This window comes from Sphingopyxis sp. 550A, from assembly GCF_053569535.1.
Window position 1 is genome coordinate 639,705 of the sequence record NZ_CM131615.1, and the last position, 18,091, is coordinate 657,795.

The window sequence follows — 18,091 nt, forward strand, 5'->3', positions numbered from 1 at the left end:
ATGCCGGCGGTGTGGGGCCTCCTCCGTTCTCATCCCAATTGTAGCAGGCGTCAAAAATACTTCAAGTACTAAGTATTATGCTTTTTAAGCGGCATGAAATGGCGGAAAAGCGCTTGTGCAACCGGTATGAGATTCTGTATAAGTTAGAACTCTAAGCATTTTTGGTCCTCGCGGAGAGGCCGTCGACGGAAGGGTGAGGCGACATGAATCGGGCTTATCGGTCAGGCTGTGCAGGCGCGGAGACGCGATGAGTTCGCGCGGCCCCCGCACGCTCTATGACAAGCTCTGGGATGCGCATGCTGTCGCCGAGGATGACGGCGAGACCCTGCTTTATATCGATCTGCACCTGCTCCACGAGGTAACATCGCCGCAAGCCTTCGCGGGACTCGCGGCGACGGGGCGGACGGTGCGGCGGCCCGAGCGCGCGCTGGGACTGTCCGATCATAATGTTCCGACGACGGGGCAGGCCGCGGGACCGGCCGGTGTCGCCGACGCCGCGGCGCGGGCGCAACTCGAGGCCCTTGTCGCCAACACGCGCCGTTTCGGGATAGAGAATTTTCCGATGGGCGATCCGCGCGGCGGCATCGTCCATGTCGTGGGCCCCGAACAGGGGCGCTCGCAGCCGGGAATGACGATCGTCTGCGGCGACAGCCACACCTCGACCCACGGGGCATTCGGGGCGCTCGCCTTCGGGATCGGCACGTCGGAGGTCGAGCATGTGCTCGCGACGCAGACGATCCGTCAGCGCAAGTCGCGCAACATGCGGATCAGCGTCGAGGGATGCCTCGCGCCGCATGTCCATGCCAAGGATCTGGCGCTGCACCTGCTCGGGCTGGTCGGGGTCGACGGGGCGACCGGGCATGTCATCGAATATGCGGGACGCGCGGTGCGCGGACTGTCGATGGAAGGCCGGATGACGCTGTGCAACCTCAGCATCGAGATGGGCGCGCGCGCCGGGCTGGTCGCGCCCGACGCGACGACCTTTGCCTATCTCGAAGGGCGTGCGGCGGCGCCGGCGGGCGATGCGTGGGTCGCGGCGCTGGCGCGCTGGCGGGCGCTCCCCAGCGACGCCGACGCCGTTTTCGACCGTGAGATACGGGTCGACGCCGCCGATGTGGCGCCGATGGTGAGTTGGGGCACGAACCCGTCGCAGGTGATCGGCATCGACGGACGGATTCCCGACCCCGCGATGCTGTCCGGCGTCGATGCCCGCGACGCCGCCGAGCGCGCGCTCGCCTATATGGCGCTGTCGCCGGGGCAGCCGATCGCCGGGACGCCGCTCGACCGGGTGTTCATCGGCAGTTGCACCAACAGCCGGATCGAGGATCTGCGCATCGTCGCCGACATCGTGCGCGGACGCCGCGTCGCGCCGCATGTTCGCGCGATGGTCGTGCCGGGGTCGGGGCTGGTCAAGCGCGCGGCCGAGGCAGAGGGGATCGATGCCGTGCTGCGCGCGGCGGGTTTCGACTGGCGCGAGCCCGGATGCTCGATGTGCGTCGGCATGAACCCCGACCGGCTGCAGCCCGGCGAACGCTGCGCCGCGACCTCGAACCGCAATTTCGAGAACCGGCAGGGGCGCGGCGGGCGCACGCATCTGATGAGCCCGGCACTCGCTGCCGCGAGCGCGATCACGGGGTGTATCGCCGACCCCGCAAGTCTCGCCTAGGGCCGATCGACATTCAGCTCTGGCGGCCTACAAATGGCGGCTTTTCGTGCTTCCGGTGCTCACGTGCCATGAGCACGCTGCGCTCCGGGTCACGAAAATCCACCATTTTCGACTCGCCATCTTCTGAATGTCGATCAGCCCTAGGCGATCGCCTCGAACCGCGTGATCGCCGCTTCGTGCCGCATCGTCCGCGCGATGTCGTCGAGCCCCTCGATCAGCGTCCGCCGGTCATCGGGATCGACGTCGAACGCGATGCTTTCACCCGATGCGAGCGTGATCCGCTGCTCGACGAGATCGACGGTCATCGGCGCGAATTGCGCGAGCGCGACCTCTTCGCGCAGCCGTTCGCATATCGCGTCGGGCAATCGAATCAGCAGCAGCCCGTTCTTGCGCGCATTGTTCGAGAAAATGTCGCCGAAACTCGGCGCGATGATGCAGCGGATGCCGAAATCGGCGAGCGCCCACACCGCATGTTCGCGCGACGATCCGCAGCCGAAATTGCGGTCGCCGATCAGGATTTTCGCCTTCCGGCATGCGGCGGCGTTCAGAATGAAAGCGCCGCGTTCGGAACCGTCCGACGCGTAGCGAAGCTCCTGAAACAGATGCCGGCCGAGGCCGCTGCGCGAGAGCGCCTTCATGAAGCGCGCGGGAATGATCATGTCGGTATCGACATTGGCGAGCGGCAGCGGCGCGGCTACCGCGGTCAGCCGAGTGAATTTATCCACGAATCTCTCTCTATAACTTAGCATACTAAGTATATTACGGCAGCGCCTTTGTCCAACCTTATCGATGCTCCGAAGCTATTGCCGCGCGAATCATAGACCCCTAAGGTTCGCGCAAAGGGGACAGTCCTTGGCAAAGAAGAACCAGTCTTTCCGGTATCCGGCGGAATATTACACCAACCCGGAAAACAGCATCGGCTATCTCGCGCGCATCGTTTTCCGATCCTTTTCGCGCCTGCTCGAACGCAGCACGCTGGCCTATGACGTGTCGGCGGGGCAATGGCGTTTCCTGCGCCAGCTCTGGCGTGAGGACGGCATCACCCAGCGCGAGCTCAGCGAACGGGTGGGGATGCGCGAGCCGACGACGGTGGTGGCGCTGAAGGGACTCGAAAAGGCGGGCTTCATCACGCGCACCAAGACGGCGGAGGACCGGCGCAAGACCTTCATCTATCTGACGCCGCACGCCAAGAAGCTCGAACTGATTCTCGCGCCGTTGAACGCCGAGGTTCACAAGGTCGCGACCCGCGGCATGACCGACGAGGAGGTCGAGACGCTGCGGCTTCTGATGCGGCGCGTCATCGAGAATCTGGCCGACGAAACCGCCAAGCTGTCGACGCTGTCGGACGTCAAGGCCTGATCGCTGCGTCAAAGCGGTTGCGGTCCCGTCCCGAAACAGATTAGTATTCTAATCATTTTGTCGGGGAGGGAAGATTGACCAGGATTGCGGTTGTCGTCGGAAGCACGCGCGAAGGTTCGTTCAACCGGATGCTCGGAAGGCTCGCCATCCGGGCGCTGGAGGCGGAGGGCGCCACCGTCGCCGATATCGATCTCGCGGCTTTCGATCTGCCGCTCTATTCGGCGGCGCTCGAGGCCGATGCCTTCCCCGCCGACGCCGAACGGCTGAAAGCGCTCTTTGCGGCGCAGGACGGCCTGTTGTTCGTGTCGCCCGAATATAATGGCTCGGTATCGCCGTTGCTCAAGAATGCGATCGACTGGGCGTCGCGCCCGACCGGGGACGAATCGCTCGTCGCATTGAGTGCCTATCGCGGCAAAGCGAGCGCGGTCATGGCGGCGTCGATCAGCCCGTTCGGCGGACTGCGCGGCCTGATGCACCTGCGTCAGATCCTGTCGACGATCCAGACATTGGTCATCCCCGAACAGGTGCTGGTGCCCAACGCCCATGCCGCCTTCGATGCCGACGGCAACCTCGTCGAAGCGCTGCCCGCGACACTGGTCGGCATGACCGCGGCGCGGTTGGTCGCGGTGGCAAAGGCTCTCGCCGTCTAGGGTCAGGACCCATTGATTCCACGTTCGAGGCGTCGAAATGGCGAAGATATCGGGCCGGGGCGGGTGCAGCGGGTAGCATCGCTACCCGCAAGGCTGCGCAGGCTCGAGATCGAAGCCATTTCGGCGTCCCTGTGGGATTTGACCGATTTCGTCCATGGCTTCGTCAGAAAGCCTTGAAATATATTCATATTCCTACGTCTTTCTTCCTCGCCCTGAACGAAATCGCTTCAAACCTCGAACGTGGAATCAATGGATCCTGACCCTAGCTCTTGCGCTCGATATTGTCGCCCCAATCGGCCTCGAGCGTGGCGAGCAGCGCGTCGAACCGTTCGTGGCCGAGCCGTTCGGCGAGTTGATCGGACAGCGCGTCCATCGCCTGCTGCGCATCCTGCCGCATCCGCGCGCCCGTCGGGGTCAGCGATACGATCATGTGCCGCCGATCGTCCGGGTCGGGGGCGAGTTCGACCATGCCGAGCTTGATCATCTGATTGATCGTGCTGTGGATCGCCTGGCGCGATACGCCGAGGTTGCGGGCGATGTCCGACGGGCGCACGATGCCGCTGACGATATTGGTCATGACCATCGACTGCGGCCGGCTGACGTCGGGCCAACCGCGATCGTGAAGCCGCGATTGAAGGCCCTCGTCGAGCCAGCAGAAGCGCTGGAACAGAGCGATGATAAGCTGATTGGTGCGCATGCGACGCTGACGATATACCCCTGGTTGCCGGCGGGCGCCGACAGGATCACGCTAGAAGAGCGGGAGACGCGAGGCAAGGCAGGGCGGCGTTGCCAAAACAAAATACTTAGTATACTATCTTTTTAGAGCCGAGGGAGAGATGCACCGCATGGACGGTTTGATGCAGAATGTGCCGCTGACGGTCGACCGGATCATCGACCATGCCGCGAACTGGCACGGCACGCGCGAGATCGTGTCGCGCGACGCCGAAGGGCGCGTCACCCGCACGACCTATGCCGATGTCCGCGAGGATGCGAAACGGGTATCGAACGCGCTCGCGGCGGCGGGAATGAAGCCCGGCGACCGCGTCGCGACGATGGGCTGGAACAGCGCGCGGCATCTGGCCGCCTGGTACGGCGCGGCGGGAATGGGGGTGGTGCTCCACACGCTCAACCCGCGGCTGTTCCTGGAGCAGATCGCCTATATCGCGGGTCATGCCGGCGACCGGCTGCTGATTGCCGATCCCGCGACCGCCGATCTGGTCGAGGATTTGCTGCCGCAGGTGCCGTCGATCGAGAAAGTCATTTTCTTCTGCGACGCCGCTTCGCTGCCGAAGACGAGTTTCGATGCGATCGCGTTCGACGACTGGATCGCGAATCATCCGGCCGATTATGCATGGGGCGGCTTCGATGAAAATGCTGCCTGCGGGCTCTGCTATACCAGCGGGACGACGGGCAATCCCAAGGGCGTGCTCTATTCGCATCGCTCCAATTACATCCATGCGCTGATGACCTTGCAGCGCGATGCGCTGGCGCTGTCGGCGCGCGACACGGTGCTGCTTGTCGTGCCGATGTATCATGCCAATGCCTGGGGCGTCGTCTATTCGGCGCCCGCGGTCGGCGCGAAGCTGGTGCTGCCGGGGCAGCGGATGGACGGCGAATCGATCTACAATCTGATCGAGGGAGAAGGCGTCACCTATTCGGCCGCGGTGCCGACGGTGTGGCAGATGCTGCTCACCTATATGCAGGAGAATGGCAAGCGTTTCACGACGCTGGAACGTGTCACCATCGGCGGTTCGGCGTGTCCCGAATCGCTGATCCGCACCTTTCGCGACGATTATGGCGTCGACGTCATCCAGGGCTGGGGCATGACCGAAACCTCGCCGCTCGGCACCGTGTCGGTGCCCAATGCGTCGGTCGCGGCGAAGGGCGACGACGAGCAGATGGCATACAAGCTGAAGCAGGGCCGGCTGCTCTGCGGGCTGGAGATGAAGCTGGTCGATGACGCCGGGAACCGCCTGCCGCACGACGGCAAGACGCCCGGACGCCTGATGATCAAGGGGGCCACGATCGCGCGCGGCTATTTCGGGGGCGAAGGCGGCGACGTGCTCGATGCCGAAGGTTTCTTCGACACCGGCGACGTCAGCACGATCGACGCCGAAGGCTATATGCAGATCACCGACCGCGCCAAGGATGTGGTGAAGTCGGGCGGCGAGTGGATCAGTTCGATCGAGATCGAGAATATCGCGATGGGGCATGACGCGGTCGCCAACGCGGCGGTCGTCGGCATCGCGCACCCCAAATGGGACGAGCGGCCGATCCTGCTGTGCGAGCTGAAACCCGGCGCGAGTGCGTCCGCCGACGACCTCAAGACCTGGCTCGACGGCAAGATCGCCAAATGGTGGATGCCCGACGACGTGCTGTTCGTCGACAGCATCCCGCTCGGCCCGACCGGCAAGATCGACAAGAAGGCGATCCGCGCGGGGCTCGACGGCTACACGCTGCCTTTCGAAGTGACCCGCTGACAATATTCATATCAGGAGAGACGATGATGGTGGACCCGAACGGGATCGAAGGACTGGACGCAGAATTCATCGGACGCGTGTCGCCGACCGCGCCGCGCATCCAGGCGGGCGGGCATCCGTGCCAGGGCATTTACTGGACCGAGGCGGGCAAGCGCCCGAAGGTCGCGATCATCGCCACCCATTATAACGTCGATTTCTCCGAACATTATATCGCCCCCTATTTCGCGCGGCAGGGCTTCGGTTTTCTCGGCTGGAACACGCGCTATCGCGGGGTCGAGGACCAGTTTCTCCTCGAACATGCGGTGCTCGACATCGGCGTCGGCATGAAATGGCTGAAGGAAGAGGCGGGGGTCGAGCAGATCGTCATTCTCGGCAATTCGGGCGGCGGCTCGCTGATGGGCGCCTATCAGGCCGAGGCGATCGCGCCGACGCTGACCGATCGCCTGCCTTCGGTCGGGCAGGATGCGTTGGCGCAGTTGGTGAAGGGCGACCTCTATATCAGCTTCAACGCGCATCAGGGGCGCCCCGAAGTACTCACCGACTGGATGGACGCATCGGTGATCGACGAGAATGACCCGACGCTGACCGATCCCGAACTCGACCCGTTCAACTCCGACAACGGGCCGCCCTATTCGGAAGCGTTTATAACCAAATATCGTGCTGCCCAGCGCGCGCGCAACCAGCGCATCACCGATTGGGCGAAAGCCGAGCTTCAGCGTCTGAACGCGGCGGGTATCCCCGACCGCATCTTTCCGATGTTCCGCTGCTGGGGCGACATTCGCTGCGTCGATCCGGCGATCGATCCGTCGGAGCGCAAGCCCAACTGGTGCTATCGCGGCGACCCCAAGATCGCGAACCGCACGCCGAGCATCGGGCGCGCCAACACGATCAAGACCTGGCTCAATATGTGGAGCCTCGAAACCTCGCCGTGCCAGGGCCAGCCGCATCTCGCCAAGCACGACACGCCGGCGCTGGTCGTGCAGGGGCTCGCCGACACCGGCGTCTTCCCCAGCGATGCGCGGAAAATATTCGACTTCCTCGGGTCGAAGGACAAGAGGATCGAACTGATCAAGGGCGCCCATTATTTCGAGGATTCGCTCGAAGAGCGCCAAAATGCCGCCGACCTTGTCGGCGCGTGGATCCGGGAGAAAATCTGAGGTGACGGCCGAGGCCGAGATCATTGCGGGATTGCGCGACGCCGGGTTGGTGGACGAGGGCGATGTCGTCCTCGAGCCGCTAACCGGCGGCGTGTCGTGCGATGTGTGGAAGGTCGAGACGCCGGGCGGGCCGATCGTCGTCAAGCGTCCGCTCGAACAGTTGCGCGTCGCGGCCGAATGGCACGCGCCGGTCGAGCGCGGACAGAGCGAAGTGCGCTGGCTGCGGCGCGCGCGCAGCGTCGATTCGCGCATCGCGCCCGAAGTGCTCGCCGAACTGCCGGTCGGACACGCTTTCGCGATGCGCTTCCTGCCCGGCTGCCCGGTGTGGAAGGATGAATTGATGGCGGGCCGGGTCGACCCGGTCTTTGCCGCACAAGTGGGGCAGGGGATCGCGGCGGTTCACGCCGCCACGGCGCATAGCGACAGCGACCGCGCCGATTTCCCCAACGATGCGATGTTTCGCGCGCTCCGCGTCGATCCCTTCCTCCTTTATGTCGCGCAGAGGGATGCGGAACTGGCGCCGATCCTGTACGCGCTCGCCGACGATCTGACCGCGCGCAAGATCGCGCTCGTCCACGGCGATGTCAGTCCGAAGAACATATTGGTCAGCGCCGACGGCCCTGTCTTCCTCGATGCCGAATGCGCGGTTTATGGTGATCCCGCGTTCGATCTGGCCTTCTGTACCACCCATCTGCTGCTCAAGGCGGTGTGGTCGGGCGATGCCCGCCTGCAGGAAGCCGCAGCTGCATTGGTCGCCGCCTATCGAAGGGGTATCGACTGGGAGGATGCCGAGGCGTTGCTGCTGCGGTCCGGCCATTTGACCGCCGCGCTGTTGCTCGCGCGGGTCGAGGGGAAATCTCCCGCTCCTTATCTGACCGACCCCGACCATCGGCGCATCGTGCGCGATCAGGCGCGCGCGCTGCTGCGCGCGCCGACGCCGCTCGACGCGCTCGTTTCCCATTGGCAAAGGACTCTTCCATGACTTCGCGCATCGCTTCCGTTACCGGTCGCCAGCTCTGGGATTCGCGCGGTCGGCCCACGGTCGAGGCCGAGGTCGTGCTCGAATCGGGCGCGGTCGGCCGCGCTATCGCGCCCGCGGGCGCCTCGCGCGGCGCGCATGAGGCGATCGACCTCCGCGACGGTGGCGAGGCGTTCGGCGGCTATGGTGTCAATCGCGCGGTCGCCGGGATCGGATCGGAGATCGCCAGCGCGATCGCCGGGATGGACGCGCGCGAGCAGGCGGCGGTCGATGCGGCGCTCTGCGCGCTCGACAATACGCCGAACAAGGCGCGGCTCGGCGCGAATGCGGTTGTTGCGGTGTCGATGGCGGTGCTCCACGCCGCCGCTGCGGACGTCCGCGAGCCGCTGTGGCGCTATCTCGCGGGGGGACGCAGAGTGCGCGTGCCGCTTCCCGAAATCCAGATTTTCGGCGGCGGCGCGCACGCCGGGCGGCGCACCGACGTGCAGGATTTCATGGTCATGTGCCCGAAGGCGGGCAGTTTTCGCCGCGCGCTCGAAATCACCGACGATGTGTATCGCGCCGCGGGCAAATTGATGGAAGCGAAGGGGCCGCTGTCGGGGGTCGCCGACGAGGGCGGCTGGTGGCCGAATTTCGCCTCGAACGAGGATGCGCTGGATACGCTGACCAAGGCGATCGAGGCGAGCGGACACCGCGCGGGCGAGGAGGTGTTCATCTCGCTCGACATCGCGGCGAACGAGTTCGGCGACGCCTCGGGCTACAGCCTCGCGCTCGACGACGGCCAGCTCACGAGCGAAGAGATGGCGGCGCGGATCGTCGAATGGGCGAAGGCCTATCCGATCCTGTCGATCGAGGATCCGGCGGGTCAGGACGACTGGACGGCGATGGCGGCGGTCACCGCGGCGATCGGCGAGCGGGTGCAGATCATCGGCGACGACGTGCTCGTTACAAATGCCGAGCGGGTCGAACGGGCAGGCGAGGCGGCGGTGTGCAACGCGGCGCTGATCAAGGTCAATCAGGTCGGCACCGTCACCGAGGCGAAGGCGGCGCTCGACGCCGCGGTGGCGCGCGGCTGGGGCGCGATCGTCTCGGCGCGCTCGGGCGAGAGCGAGGATGTCACCATCGCGCACCTCGCCACCGGCTGGGACGCGGGGCAACTGAAGGTCGGCAGCTTCACCCGCTCGGAGCGCATGGCGAAGTGGAACGAGATGCTGCGGATCGAGGAAGCGATGGGCGCCGATGCCGAGTTCGCCGGCTTCTCGGCCTTTGCCGGATCGATCGGCACTGTCGCCGCATGATCGTCCTTCACGCCCGCCCGAGCCCCGGCTTCCGCGAGGCGGTCGATGCGATCTTCGGCCCCGGCGTCGTCGTCCATGTCGACGAGGCGGCACCGCTCGATGGCGTCGCGGACGAAATCACCGCGCTGCTTCATGTGCTGACGCCGGTCACGGCCGATTTTATCGCATCGGCGCCGAAGCTCAAGCTAATCCAGAAGCTCGGCGTCGGGGTCAACACGATCGCGCTCGATGCGGCGCGCGAGCATGAGGTCGCGGTGTGCAACATGCCCGGCACCAACAGCCAGGCGGTCGCCGAAATGGCGCTGTCGCTGATGATGGCGGTGCTCCGCCGGACCTGCTTCTTCGACGCGCGGACGCGAGCCGGGGAGGGATGGACCGCCGACCCGTCCGAACTCGACAGCGTGGGCGAGGTGGCGGGGCGCACCGTCGGGCTCGTCGGTTTCGGCCATTCGGCGCAGTTGCTCGCGCCGGTGCTCGCCGCGCTGGGCGCGCGGGTCGTCTATACCGCGCGGAGCGTGCGCGAGGTTCCTTATGAATTTTGGCCGCTCGATCGCCTGCTGGCGGAGAGCGATGTGGTGTCGCTCCACATCCCCCTCACCGACGAGACGCGCGCGTCGATCGATCCGTTTGCGATGAAGAAAGGCGCGGTGCTGGTGAACACCGCGCGCGGCGAACTCGTCGATCAGGAGCGGCTGGTCGAGGCGCTGGGGTCGGGCCATCTGCGCGGTGCCGGGCTCGACGTGTTCGCCGAAGAGCCGCTGCCGCGCGGCAACCCGTTGCTCGGCCTGCCGGGTGCGGTGCTCGCGCCGCATATCGCCTGGCTGACCCCCGAAACGCTCGCGCGCAGCCTATCGGTCGCGCACGAAAATTGTCGTCGCCTGAGAGCAGGCGAAGCGCTGTTGCATCAGGTGGTTTAATGTCCCTCCCCATCGTCCTCATCACCGGTCAGCTTCTGACCGACGCCGTGTGGCAGCCTTTGCTCGACGCATGGGCCGATCGCGAGGTGATCGTTGCCGACAATCGCAGCGACGACAGCATCGAAGGCTTTGCGCAGCGCCTGCTCGACAGCACGCCGCCGAAATTCGTGCTGATCGGTCACGCGATGGGCGGCTTCGTCGCGTTCGAGGTGATGCGCCGCGCGCCCGAGCGCGTCGCGAAGCTCGCGCTCATCGCGACGCTCGCCTCGGCCGACGGCCCGGCGCAGACCGCGCGGCGGCAGGGCTATATCGACCTGGTGGAAAGCGGCCGCTTCGATCAGGTCGTCGAGGAGCGCATCCCGATCCTCTTTCCCGAGGAAAAGCGCGGCGACGAGCGGCTGCTCGGCATCGCGCGGCGGATGGCGGCCGACACCGGCGCCGACACCTTCCTCGCGCAGCAGCGCGCGATCATGGCGCGCATCGACAGCCGCCCGCGGCTCGGCGAGATCGCGGTGCCGACCTTGCTGGTCTGGGGCGAAAAGGACGGCATCACCAGCCGCGCGCACCATGACGAGATATTGGAAGCGATTCCGGGATCGCGGCTTGAGGTCGTGCCGGGGGCCGGGCATCTGCCGACGGTCGAGGCGCCCGAGGTGGTGGTGCCGTTGCTGACGGATTTTATCGATCGATAGCTCCCCTCCCTGAAAGGGAGGGGCTGGGGGTGGGTAGCCGCAGGCGTTCTTCCTTGAACGCAGACCCACCCCGCTACGACTAGGCAGCAAGCTGCCAAGTCTTCGCACCCCTCCCTTTCAGGGAGGGGATGACGGCTACTTCAGCTCCGCCCGCACAATCGCCGCGCCATCGACCATCGCCTTCAGCTTCGCCTGCGAATGCGCGCGGCTGTGGTATTTCATCCCGCAGTCGGGTGCGATCCACAGGCGTTCGGCGTCGACGTAGCGCAGCGCCTCGCGGATGCGGCCCGCGACCACCTCGGGCGTTTCGACATCGGGGACCGACAGGTCGAGCACGCCGTACATGATCGTCTTGGTCGGCAGCTCGGCGAGGATCGCGGGATCGAGCCCCGGCTGCGCCGCCTCGATCGAGATGACGTCGATCGCCGACGCTTCCAACTCGGCGAGGAAGTCATAGGCTTTGGGTTTCGGCCCCGTAGCGCCCGCGCCGTGGTGGACCATCGCATAGCCGAAGCAGATATGCAGCGCCGTGGTGCCGCCCACGCCGTCGAGCGCGCGGTTGATCGCCTCGATCGCATAGCTGTTCGCTTCGGCCGCGCGCGCCTGAAGATAGGGTTCGTCGAGCTGGACGACATCGACGCCCGCCGCGAACAGATCCTTCACCTCGGCATTGACCGCGTCGGCATAGTCCATCGCGAGCGACCGCGCGTCGGGATAATAGCCGTTTTCCGCCTGCTGCGTCATCGTGAAGGGGCCGGGCAGGGTGAGCTTCACCGGCTTCGTCGAATGGCGGCGGAGGAAAGCGGCGTCCTGCGCTTCGATCGGCGCGACGCGTCGGATCGGACCCGAGACGAGCGGCACCGGATTGGCGTTGCCGGTGCGGTCGATCGCGGTGCCGTGCTTTTCGGTATCGATCCCCGACAAGGCAGTCGCGAGCCGGTTCGAATAGCTTTCGCGGCGCATCTCGCCGTCACCGACGATGTCGATGCCGACCTCTTCCTGGTCGCGGATCGCCATCAGCGTCGCGGCCTCCTGCGCATCCGCGAGCCACGGTTCGGGGATGCGCCACAGCGTCTCGGCGCGGACGCGCGGGGGCAGGCTGGCCTTCAGTCGCTCGCGGTCGATCAGCCAGTCGGGCTGGGGGTAGCTTCCGACGATCGTCGTGGGCAATATGGGGTGGTCGAACAAGGCCAATCCTCTCGATTTTTGGGCTGGCCTATATTTACTTAGTATTCTATCTAATTCAAGCGAAACAGCAGCGAGGGAGAGCGAAATGATCGATCTGGACGCGATCCGGACCTTGGCGGACATACCCGCGGCGCAGGCCCGGAAGCGCGGCGATGCGGTCGCGGTGAAATTCGGGACGCGCGAGACTAGCTTCGCCGAACTCGACGCGCGGTCGAATCGCGTCGCGAACGCGCTGCTCGCCTCGGGGGTCACGCCGGGCGACCGCGTGTCGGTACTGAGCAAGAATCACGATGGCTGGTATCCGCTCTTCTTCGGCACCGCGCGGGCGCGCGCCTGTCTGGCTCCCGTCAACTGCCGGCTCGCGGCCGGGGAGATCGCCTTCATTCTCGGCGATGCCGGGCCGAAATTCCTGTTCGTCGGCGAGGATTTCTTCGACCTCGCGCTCGCGGCGGTAGCCGATCTCGCCGCGCCGCCGCGGCTGGTCGCGCTCTATGGCGCGCATCCGGCGTTCGAGAGCCTCGATGCGTGGCTCGGCGAGGCGGCGGCGACCGCGCCCGCCGACGAACCGCAACTCAGCGACGACGTGCTCCAGCTCTACACCAGCGGTACGACGGGGCGGCCGAAGGGCGTCGTGCTCGCGAACAAGAATTACCGCCGCTTCCTCGAAATGGCGACCGAGGTCGACGGCTTCGCTTATGGCGAGGACGAGACGGTGATGATCGTCATGCCGCTGTTCCACGTCGCGGGCACGAACGTCAGCTTCTCGGGCCTCGCGCAGGGCGGGCGGCTCGTGCTGGTCAAGGATTTCGCCGCTGCCGACGCGATCCGGATGATGACCGGCGAGCGTGTCGCGCACGCCTTCCTCGCCCCGGCGATGATCCAGATGATGCTCCAGCAGCCGGGCGCGGAGGCGGGCGATTATTCCGCGCTTCGCTCGATCGCCTATGGCGCCTCGCCGATCGCCGAGGATGTGCTGCGCCGCGCGCGCGCGGTCTTCGGCTGCGACTTCGTGCAATTCTATGGCATGACCGAAAGCTCGGGGGGCGGATCCTATCTCTCGCCGACCGCGCACGACCTGCCGGGTAAGCTCACTTCGTGCGGCCAGCCGTGGCCGCAGACCGAAATGGCGATCCTGAGCGCTGATGGCCAGCCGCTCGGCGACGGCGAGATCGGCGAGATCGCGATCCGCGGCGATATCGTGATGAAGGAATATTGGCATCGTCCGGAAGCGACCGCCGAGACGGTGGTGGGCGGCTGGCTGCGCACCGGCGACGTCGGCTATCGCGACGCCGACGGCTTTTACTTCGTCCACGACCGGATCAAGGACATGATCGTGTCGGGGGGCGAGAATGTCTATCCGGCCGAGGTCGAGAGCGCGATCATGGGCTGCCCCGGCATCGCCGACGTCGCGGTGATCGGCGTCCCCGACGATAAATGGGGCGAAGCGGTCAAGGCGCTGGTCGTACCCGCACCCGGCGCCGAGATCGACGCCGCCGCCGTGATCGGCTGGGCGCGCGAGCGCATCGCCGCCTACAAGGCGCCAAAGAGCGTCGACGTCATCGACGCGCTGCCGCGCAACCCGTCGGGCAAGGTGCTCCGCCGTGAACTCCGCGCACCCTATTGGGAAGGCCGCGACCGCGCGGTGGGATAGGGTCAGGACCCTAGGGCCGCGATGCCCGCGGCGGTTCGCTTCGGCTTGCGCCGCTCGCGCATTCATGGTTCACCGCCGCGATGAAGACGCGGCTTCTGCTGGCATTGTTTTCGACCGCCTTGTGCGGTTTGGGTTTGCCGCTGCAACTGCGCGCGGAGGAAGCGCCCCAGGCGGTATCCGCGGGCGCCTTGACTCCCGAAGACGTTCGATCCGATTTCGTCTTTCTCTATCGAACCTTGCGGGAAGCGCATTTCGACCTTTATGCGCATCGCTCCCGATCGGACTACGACGCCTTCTATCGCACCTTGCTCGCCGCGACGAAGGAACCGATGGACGCGACGGCGGCTGCGATCCTGTTCCAGAAATTTGTTGCCTATGGCCGGATCGGCCATGCCCGCATCGATGCACCGGTCGCCGCATTCGTCGCCTATGTGCGTGGCGGCGGCACCTTCCTTCCGCTGTTTTTGCGCGTCGATGATGGCCGGGTGGTGCTTACCGAGACCGCGGACAGCGAGGGGAGGCTGCGCGCCGGCATGGAAATTCTCGCGATCGACGATGTTCCGATCGCTGATCTGCTCGACCGGCTTTCCGCTTATGTCTCGGCCGAACGCCCCTATATGGCCCATGCCCAGATGGAGGCGAGTTTCCCCGCGCTTTTCTGGATCGATCGTGGGAATCTTCCCATGGTGACGGTCACGGCCAGACGAGACGGGCGGATCGTCAGCGCGCCGGTTCGTGCCCTGACGCTTGCCGAGCGCGCCGCGCTCCGGGCCAAATTTCCCGCGCCAAAACCGCCGGTCGATTTCGCGACCAGGGAATATCGTCCTTTGGCCAATGGCATCGCCTATCTGCGTCCCGGCCCCTTTTTCAACATCGAGCAACCCGCCGATGGAGCCGCGCCCTCATATGAAGCCTCATCGTTTCGAACCTTCATCGACGACAGTTTCCACAAGATTCTCGCCAGCGGGGCCACCGATCTTTTGATCGATCTGCGGGGCAATCCGGGCGGGGACAATAGTTTCAGCGATCCGATGGTGGCATGGTTCGCCGATCGCCCCTTCCGTTTCGCCTCTTCCTTCATGCTGAAGGCCAGTGCTGCGACGAAGGCCGACTATGCCCGGCAGCGCGCGGCGGGCGCTCCGATCGACGCAGGCTTTCGCCGCCAGATGGACGAGGAGGGCCGCCAGCCCAATGGGACGCGCTATCGCTACGATCTTCCGATGGCCCCGCCGCGCGCCGAGCCCCGTTTCCACGGGCATGTCTGGATACTCGTCGACCGGCACAGCTATTCGAACGCCGCGTCGGTCGCGGCGCTGGTGCAGGACTATGGCTTTGGCACGATCCTCGGCGAGGAAACCGCCGACGTTGCGTCCAACTATGCCTCCGTCCAACATTTCACCTTGCCGCGAACCGGGATCGTCGTGACCTATCCGAAAAGCCATTTCATCCGGCCGAACGGCAAGGATGAGATCGTCGGGGTTCAGCCCGACGTTCCGATCGGACGCCCTGCCGTGATGGCGGACGGCGATACCGTATTGGACGAAGCTCTCCGGATCATCGGGCAGGCGCCGGGCTCGGCACGGCGATGAAGAGACGGGCTGTCGACCGTCCCTGCCGGCCTTCAATCGTCCCCCAAAAAAAGGCCCGGCATAAAGCCGGGCCAAGAGGAGTTCCCAGTGGTACCCTTGGGAATGTCTATTCGGCCGGGACCGGCGTTCGGCCCATGATCATGCCCTCGCGCTTGGTGCCGTCGGCCTGCACCGGATCGTGCGCGATGTCGCGTTCGTCGAGCGCGCGCGTCCACGCGGCGAACTCGAGGCAGACGCCGTCGGGGTCGAAGAAATAGACCGACCGGACATAGACGTCGTCGTTGAGTTCGGCCGACGACTGGGTCGGCGAATTGTCGTGGTTCAGGATCGGCGTGACCTCGACCCCCTTGGCGACCAGGCGCTGATAATAGTCGTCGAATTTTTCGGCGCGGACGTTGATCGCGATATGGTTCATCGATCCGTGCGCCGACACGAAGCTGCCCTTCGTCGGCAGCGCGGCGGGGGCCGAGATGCCGGGAACCGCTTCGGGCGCATTCGGGAACCAGAAGAAGGCGAGGCTGTCGCCGTTGCCGATGTCGAAGAAGAAATGCTGGCCGCGCCCACCGGGCAGGTCGATCGTCTTGGTCAGCGGCATGCCGAGGACGTCGCGGTAGAATTCGACCGTCTTCGCCATGTCCTTGCACACGAGCGCCAGGTGATTGACGCCGAGAAACTCGAACTCCTTGTTGGATGCAGTCATGATCCGTCTCCTTTGTCGCAGTTCAATTGGGGGTGGCGCTCGGGCGCGCCTTCATGCGGTCGTACCAGGCCGTAACGTTGGTGGCCGCGGGATCGATGGGCTGGCCGACGCCCGCGCCGAAATCGAGAAAGGCGAAGAGCATCAGGTCGGCGAGCGTCACCCTGTCGCCGGCGATGAAGTCGCGTCCTGCGATCAACGGGTCGAGCCAGCGGATGCCGTCCTGCGCGACCGCCTTCAGTCCCGCCGCCGCCTCGGGCAGGCAGCGCATGCGCGATTCGAACAGCGGCAGGCCCTCGGCGAAGCGAAAGCCGTTGGTGAGCGGCTCGCAGATCTTGAGGTCGACGCGGCGCGTCCACATGCGCGTGTTCGCGCGCTCCCCGGCGGTCGTGCCGATCAGCGGGGGTGCGGGGAAGCGCTCCTCCAGATATTCGCAGATCGCGGTGATCTCGGTCAGCACCGACCCGTCGTCGAGTTCGAGCGCCGGGGTCTGGCCCGCGGGGTTGACATCGCTGCTGTAGGGCGGGCGCCGGTTCTCGCCGCCGCGCAGGTCAACGGTGACCTCGGGAAGTTCGATACCCTTTTCGGCCATGAACAGCGTCACGACACGCGGGTTGGGGCCAACGCTGTTATAGAATTTCATCCTATCCTCTCCCGAGTCTCATAGCATCTTCCGGGTGAACCGTCAACTTAGTTGACGGTTCACCCTTCTGCTTTCGGACGCGCCGCGCTGAGGAAGTCGGCGGCGCTGAAGCCCTCGGGGGCCGCGACCTCGACGATCGGATCCTCGCGCGCGTCATATTCCATGCGCAGCGCGCGTGTGATCACCGCGTGCATGTCGTAAAGGCAGGTGATGTAGGTGAATTCGAAAATCTGCTCATCGTCCCAGAAGCTCTTGAGCTTTTCGAATATCGCGAGCGGGACGCGGCCGCCGGCCTGACTCAGACAGTCGGCATAGGCGAGGACGGCGCGTTCCTGTTCGTCGTAGCAGTCGGCGACCTGCCAATAGGCGATGCCGGCGATCTTCTCCTCGCTGACGCCGAGACCGCGCAGCGACTTGCAGTGCTGCGAAAAGACGAATTGGCTGCCCTTGACCCATCCGGCGCGAGTCTGGCCGAGTTCGCGCAGCACCGGATCGATCTTGCGTGCCGGGTGGCGATAGACCGCAAAGCCGTCGACGGCATGTTTGAAGATATCGGGCGCGAGCGCGAAAACGGTCCACCAGTCGCCGGGCGTGCCGGTCGCGGTGCCCGGCTCGGCGACCGGGTCGCGGTCGCCGAACAGGCGATCATAATAGGCGGTGACGACCGCGTCGGTGACTTCCGAACGGGGAACCTGGCGCAGGACGGGCATGGATTACTCCTCAGCTATTGGCGAATTTGCGGAACTCGGCGACATGGGCGCTGTCGAAATATTCGTCGAGCCGGGTGATCCTGCCGTTCTCCACCTTGCAGATGATCGCGCAGGGCAGGCGGACTTCGCCGTCGTCATGGACGCGGCGGCCCTTCAGCACATGCTGCTGGACGAAGCCGCCGGGGAAGACGGTCAGGCGGCGCTCGGCATATTCGCGGTCCTTGATGCGCGCGACCATGCCGGTCAGCGTCTCGGCGGTCTGCGCCGGGGTGACGATCGCTTCATCGGTATTGTGCCAGATCTCGGCCTCGGGCGTGAAGCTGTTTTGCATCGTCGCGATGTCGCCGGCCTCGATCGCGTCGAAGAAGCGCTGCGCCATCGCGCGGATATCGTCCTGCTCTGCCATCATCGTCTC

At 65.5% G+C, this 18,091-nt stretch carries 18 protein-coding genes; 11 read left to right on the forward strand and 7 right to left on the reverse strand.

From position 1 onward, the window contains the following. Window positions 1-247: 247 nt before the first annotated feature. Window positions 248-1,666, forward strand: coding sequence for a 3-isopropylmalate dehydratase large subunit (leuC, locus tag ACVENA_RS03210; protein WP_257548099.1), 1,419 nt, complete (start codon window positions 248-250; stop codon window positions 1,664-1,666). Between the two features lie 140 nt (window positions 1,667-1,806). On the opposite strand, the gene leuD is transcribed toward leuC, so the two are convergent. Beyond that, window positions 1,807-2,391: a 3-isopropylmalate dehydratase small subunit gene (gene leuD, locus ACVENA_RS03215; protein ID WP_257548100.1), complete on the reverse strand. Its 585-nt coding sequence runs from the start codon at window positions 2,389-2,391 to the stop codon at window positions 1,807-1,809. A gap of 127 nt (window positions 2,392-2,518) precedes the next feature. Between leuD and ACVENA_RS03220 the strand changes: the two genes are divergently transcribed. Next, a complete protein-coding gene (locus tag ACVENA_RS03220) occupies window positions 2,519-3,025 on the forward strand; it encodes a MarR family winged helix-turn-helix transcriptional regulator (RefSeq protein ID WP_257548101.1) in 507 nt (168 codons plus the stop codon). 74 nt (window positions 3,026-3,099) lie between these two features. After that, window positions 3,100-3,675 (forward strand): NADPH-dependent FMN reductase, encoded by a 576-nt coding sequence (locus tag ACVENA_RS03225; protein WP_257548102.1) that lies wholly within the window; start codon window positions 3,100-3,102, stop codon window positions 3,673-3,675. Between the two features lie 262 nt (window positions 3,676-3,937). Here ACVENA_RS03225 and ACVENA_RS03230 read toward each other — a convergent pair whose 3' ends face one another. Then, window positions 3,938-4,372, reverse strand: coding sequence for a MarR family winged helix-turn-helix transcriptional regulator (locus ACVENA_RS03230; RefSeq protein WP_257548103.1), 435 nt, complete (start codon window positions 4,370-4,372; stop codon window positions 3,938-3,940). 148 nt (window positions 4,373-4,520) lie between these two features. On the opposite strand from ACVENA_RS03230, the gene ACVENA_RS03235 reads away from it, so the two are divergent. Genes ACVENA_RS03235 through ACVENA_RS03260 form a run of 6 tightly spaced genes read left to right on the forward strand, consistent with a single transcriptional unit; the run spans window position 4,521 to window position 11,198 of the window. After that, window positions 4,521-6,155, forward strand: coding sequence for a long-chain-fatty-acid--CoA ligase (locus tag ACVENA_RS03235; RefSeq protein WP_449327624.1), 1,635 nt, complete (start codon window positions 4,521-4,523; stop codon window positions 6,153-6,155). 23 nt (window positions 6,156-6,178) lie between these two features. Then, on the forward strand, window positions 6,179-7,312 hold the full coding sequence (locus ACVENA_RS03240; protein WP_449327625.1) for an alpha/beta hydrolase: 1,134 nt from the start codon (window positions 6,179-6,181) through the stop codon (window positions 7,310-7,312). 1 nt (window position 7,313) lies between these two features. Continuing rightward, window positions 7,314-8,294: a phosphotransferase family protein gene (locus tag ACVENA_RS03245; RefSeq protein WP_449327626.1), complete on the forward strand. Its 981-nt coding sequence runs from the start codon at window positions 7,314-7,316 to the stop codon at window positions 8,292-8,294. Next, on the forward strand, window positions 8,291-9,589 hold the full coding sequence (gene eno / locus ACVENA_RS03250; RefSeq protein ID WP_449327627.1) for a phosphopyruvate hydratase: 1,299 nt from the start codon (window positions 8,291-8,293) through the stop codon (window positions 9,587-9,589). The genes ACVENA_RS03245 and eno overlap by 4 nt, the downstream gene beginning before the upstream one ends. Next, entirely contained in the window at window positions 9,586-10,506 is a 921-nt protein-coding gene (locus ACVENA_RS03255; protein WP_449327628.1) for an NAD(P)-dependent oxidoreductase, read from the forward strand. Before eno ends, ACVENA_RS03255 begins: the two co-directional genes overlap by 4 nt. After that, a complete protein-coding gene (locus ACVENA_RS03260; RefSeq protein WP_449327629.1) occupies window positions 10,506-11,198 on the forward strand; it encodes an alpha/beta fold hydrolase in 693 nt (230 codons plus the stop codon). The genes ACVENA_RS03255 and ACVENA_RS03260 overlap by 1 nt, the downstream gene beginning before the upstream one ends. A 135-nt stretch (window positions 11,199-11,333) precedes the next feature. Here the strand turns inward: ACVENA_RS03260 and ACVENA_RS03265 are convergent, their stop codons facing one another. After that, window positions 11,334-12,509: a 5-methyltetrahydropteroyltriglutamate--homocysteine methyltransferase gene (locus tag ACVENA_RS03265; protein ID WP_449327630.1), complete on the reverse strand. Its 1,176-nt coding sequence runs from the start codon at window positions 12,507-12,509 to the stop codon at window positions 11,334-11,336. On the opposite strand from ACVENA_RS03265, the gene ACVENA_RS03270 reads away from it, so the two are divergent. Together ACVENA_RS03270 and ACVENA_RS03275 are read left to right on the forward strand one after the other, a co-directional pair. After that, a complete protein-coding gene (locus ACVENA_RS03270; protein WP_449327631.1) occupies window positions 12,472-14,037 on the forward strand; it encodes a long-chain-fatty-acid--CoA ligase in 1,566 nt (521 codons plus the stop codon). The two genes, ACVENA_RS03265 and ACVENA_RS03270, sit on opposite strands and share 38 nt — an antisense overlap. Window positions 14,038-14,117: 80 nt before the next feature. Next, a complete protein-coding gene (locus ACVENA_RS03275) occupies window positions 14,118-15,626 on the forward strand; it encodes a S41 family peptidase (protein WP_449327632.1) in 1,509 nt (502 codons plus the stop codon). Window positions 15,627-15,732: 106 nt separating this feature from the next. On the opposite strand, the gene ACVENA_RS03280 is transcribed toward ACVENA_RS03275, so the two are convergent. The 4 genes from ACVENA_RS03280 to ACVENA_RS03295 are packed head-to-tail and all read right to left on the reverse strand — an operon-like array spanning window position 15,733 to window position 18,085. Continuing rightward, a complete protein-coding gene (locus ACVENA_RS03280) occupies window positions 15,733-16,326 on the reverse strand; it encodes a VOC family protein (RefSeq protein ID WP_257548117.1) in 594 nt (197 codons plus the stop codon). Window positions 16,327-16,348: 22 nt separating this feature from the next. Continuing rightward, complete coding sequence (locus ACVENA_RS03285) at window positions 16,349-16,966, reverse strand: glutathione S-transferase family protein (RefSeq protein ID WP_449327633.1); 618 nt, start codon at window positions 16,964-16,966, stop codon at window positions 16,349-16,351. Window positions 16,967-17,025: 59 nt separating this feature from the next. Beyond that, entirely contained in the window at window positions 17,026-17,676 is a 651-nt protein-coding gene (locus tag ACVENA_RS03290) for a carboxymuconolactone decarboxylase family protein (RefSeq protein ID WP_449327634.1), read from the reverse strand. A 10-nt stretch (window positions 17,677-17,686) separates the two neighbouring features. Beyond that, a complete protein-coding gene (locus ACVENA_RS03295) occupies window positions 17,687-18,085 on the reverse strand; it encodes a nuclear transport factor 2 family protein (protein WP_449327635.1) in 399 nt (132 codons plus the stop codon). Window positions 18,086-18,091: the final 6 nt, after the last annotated feature.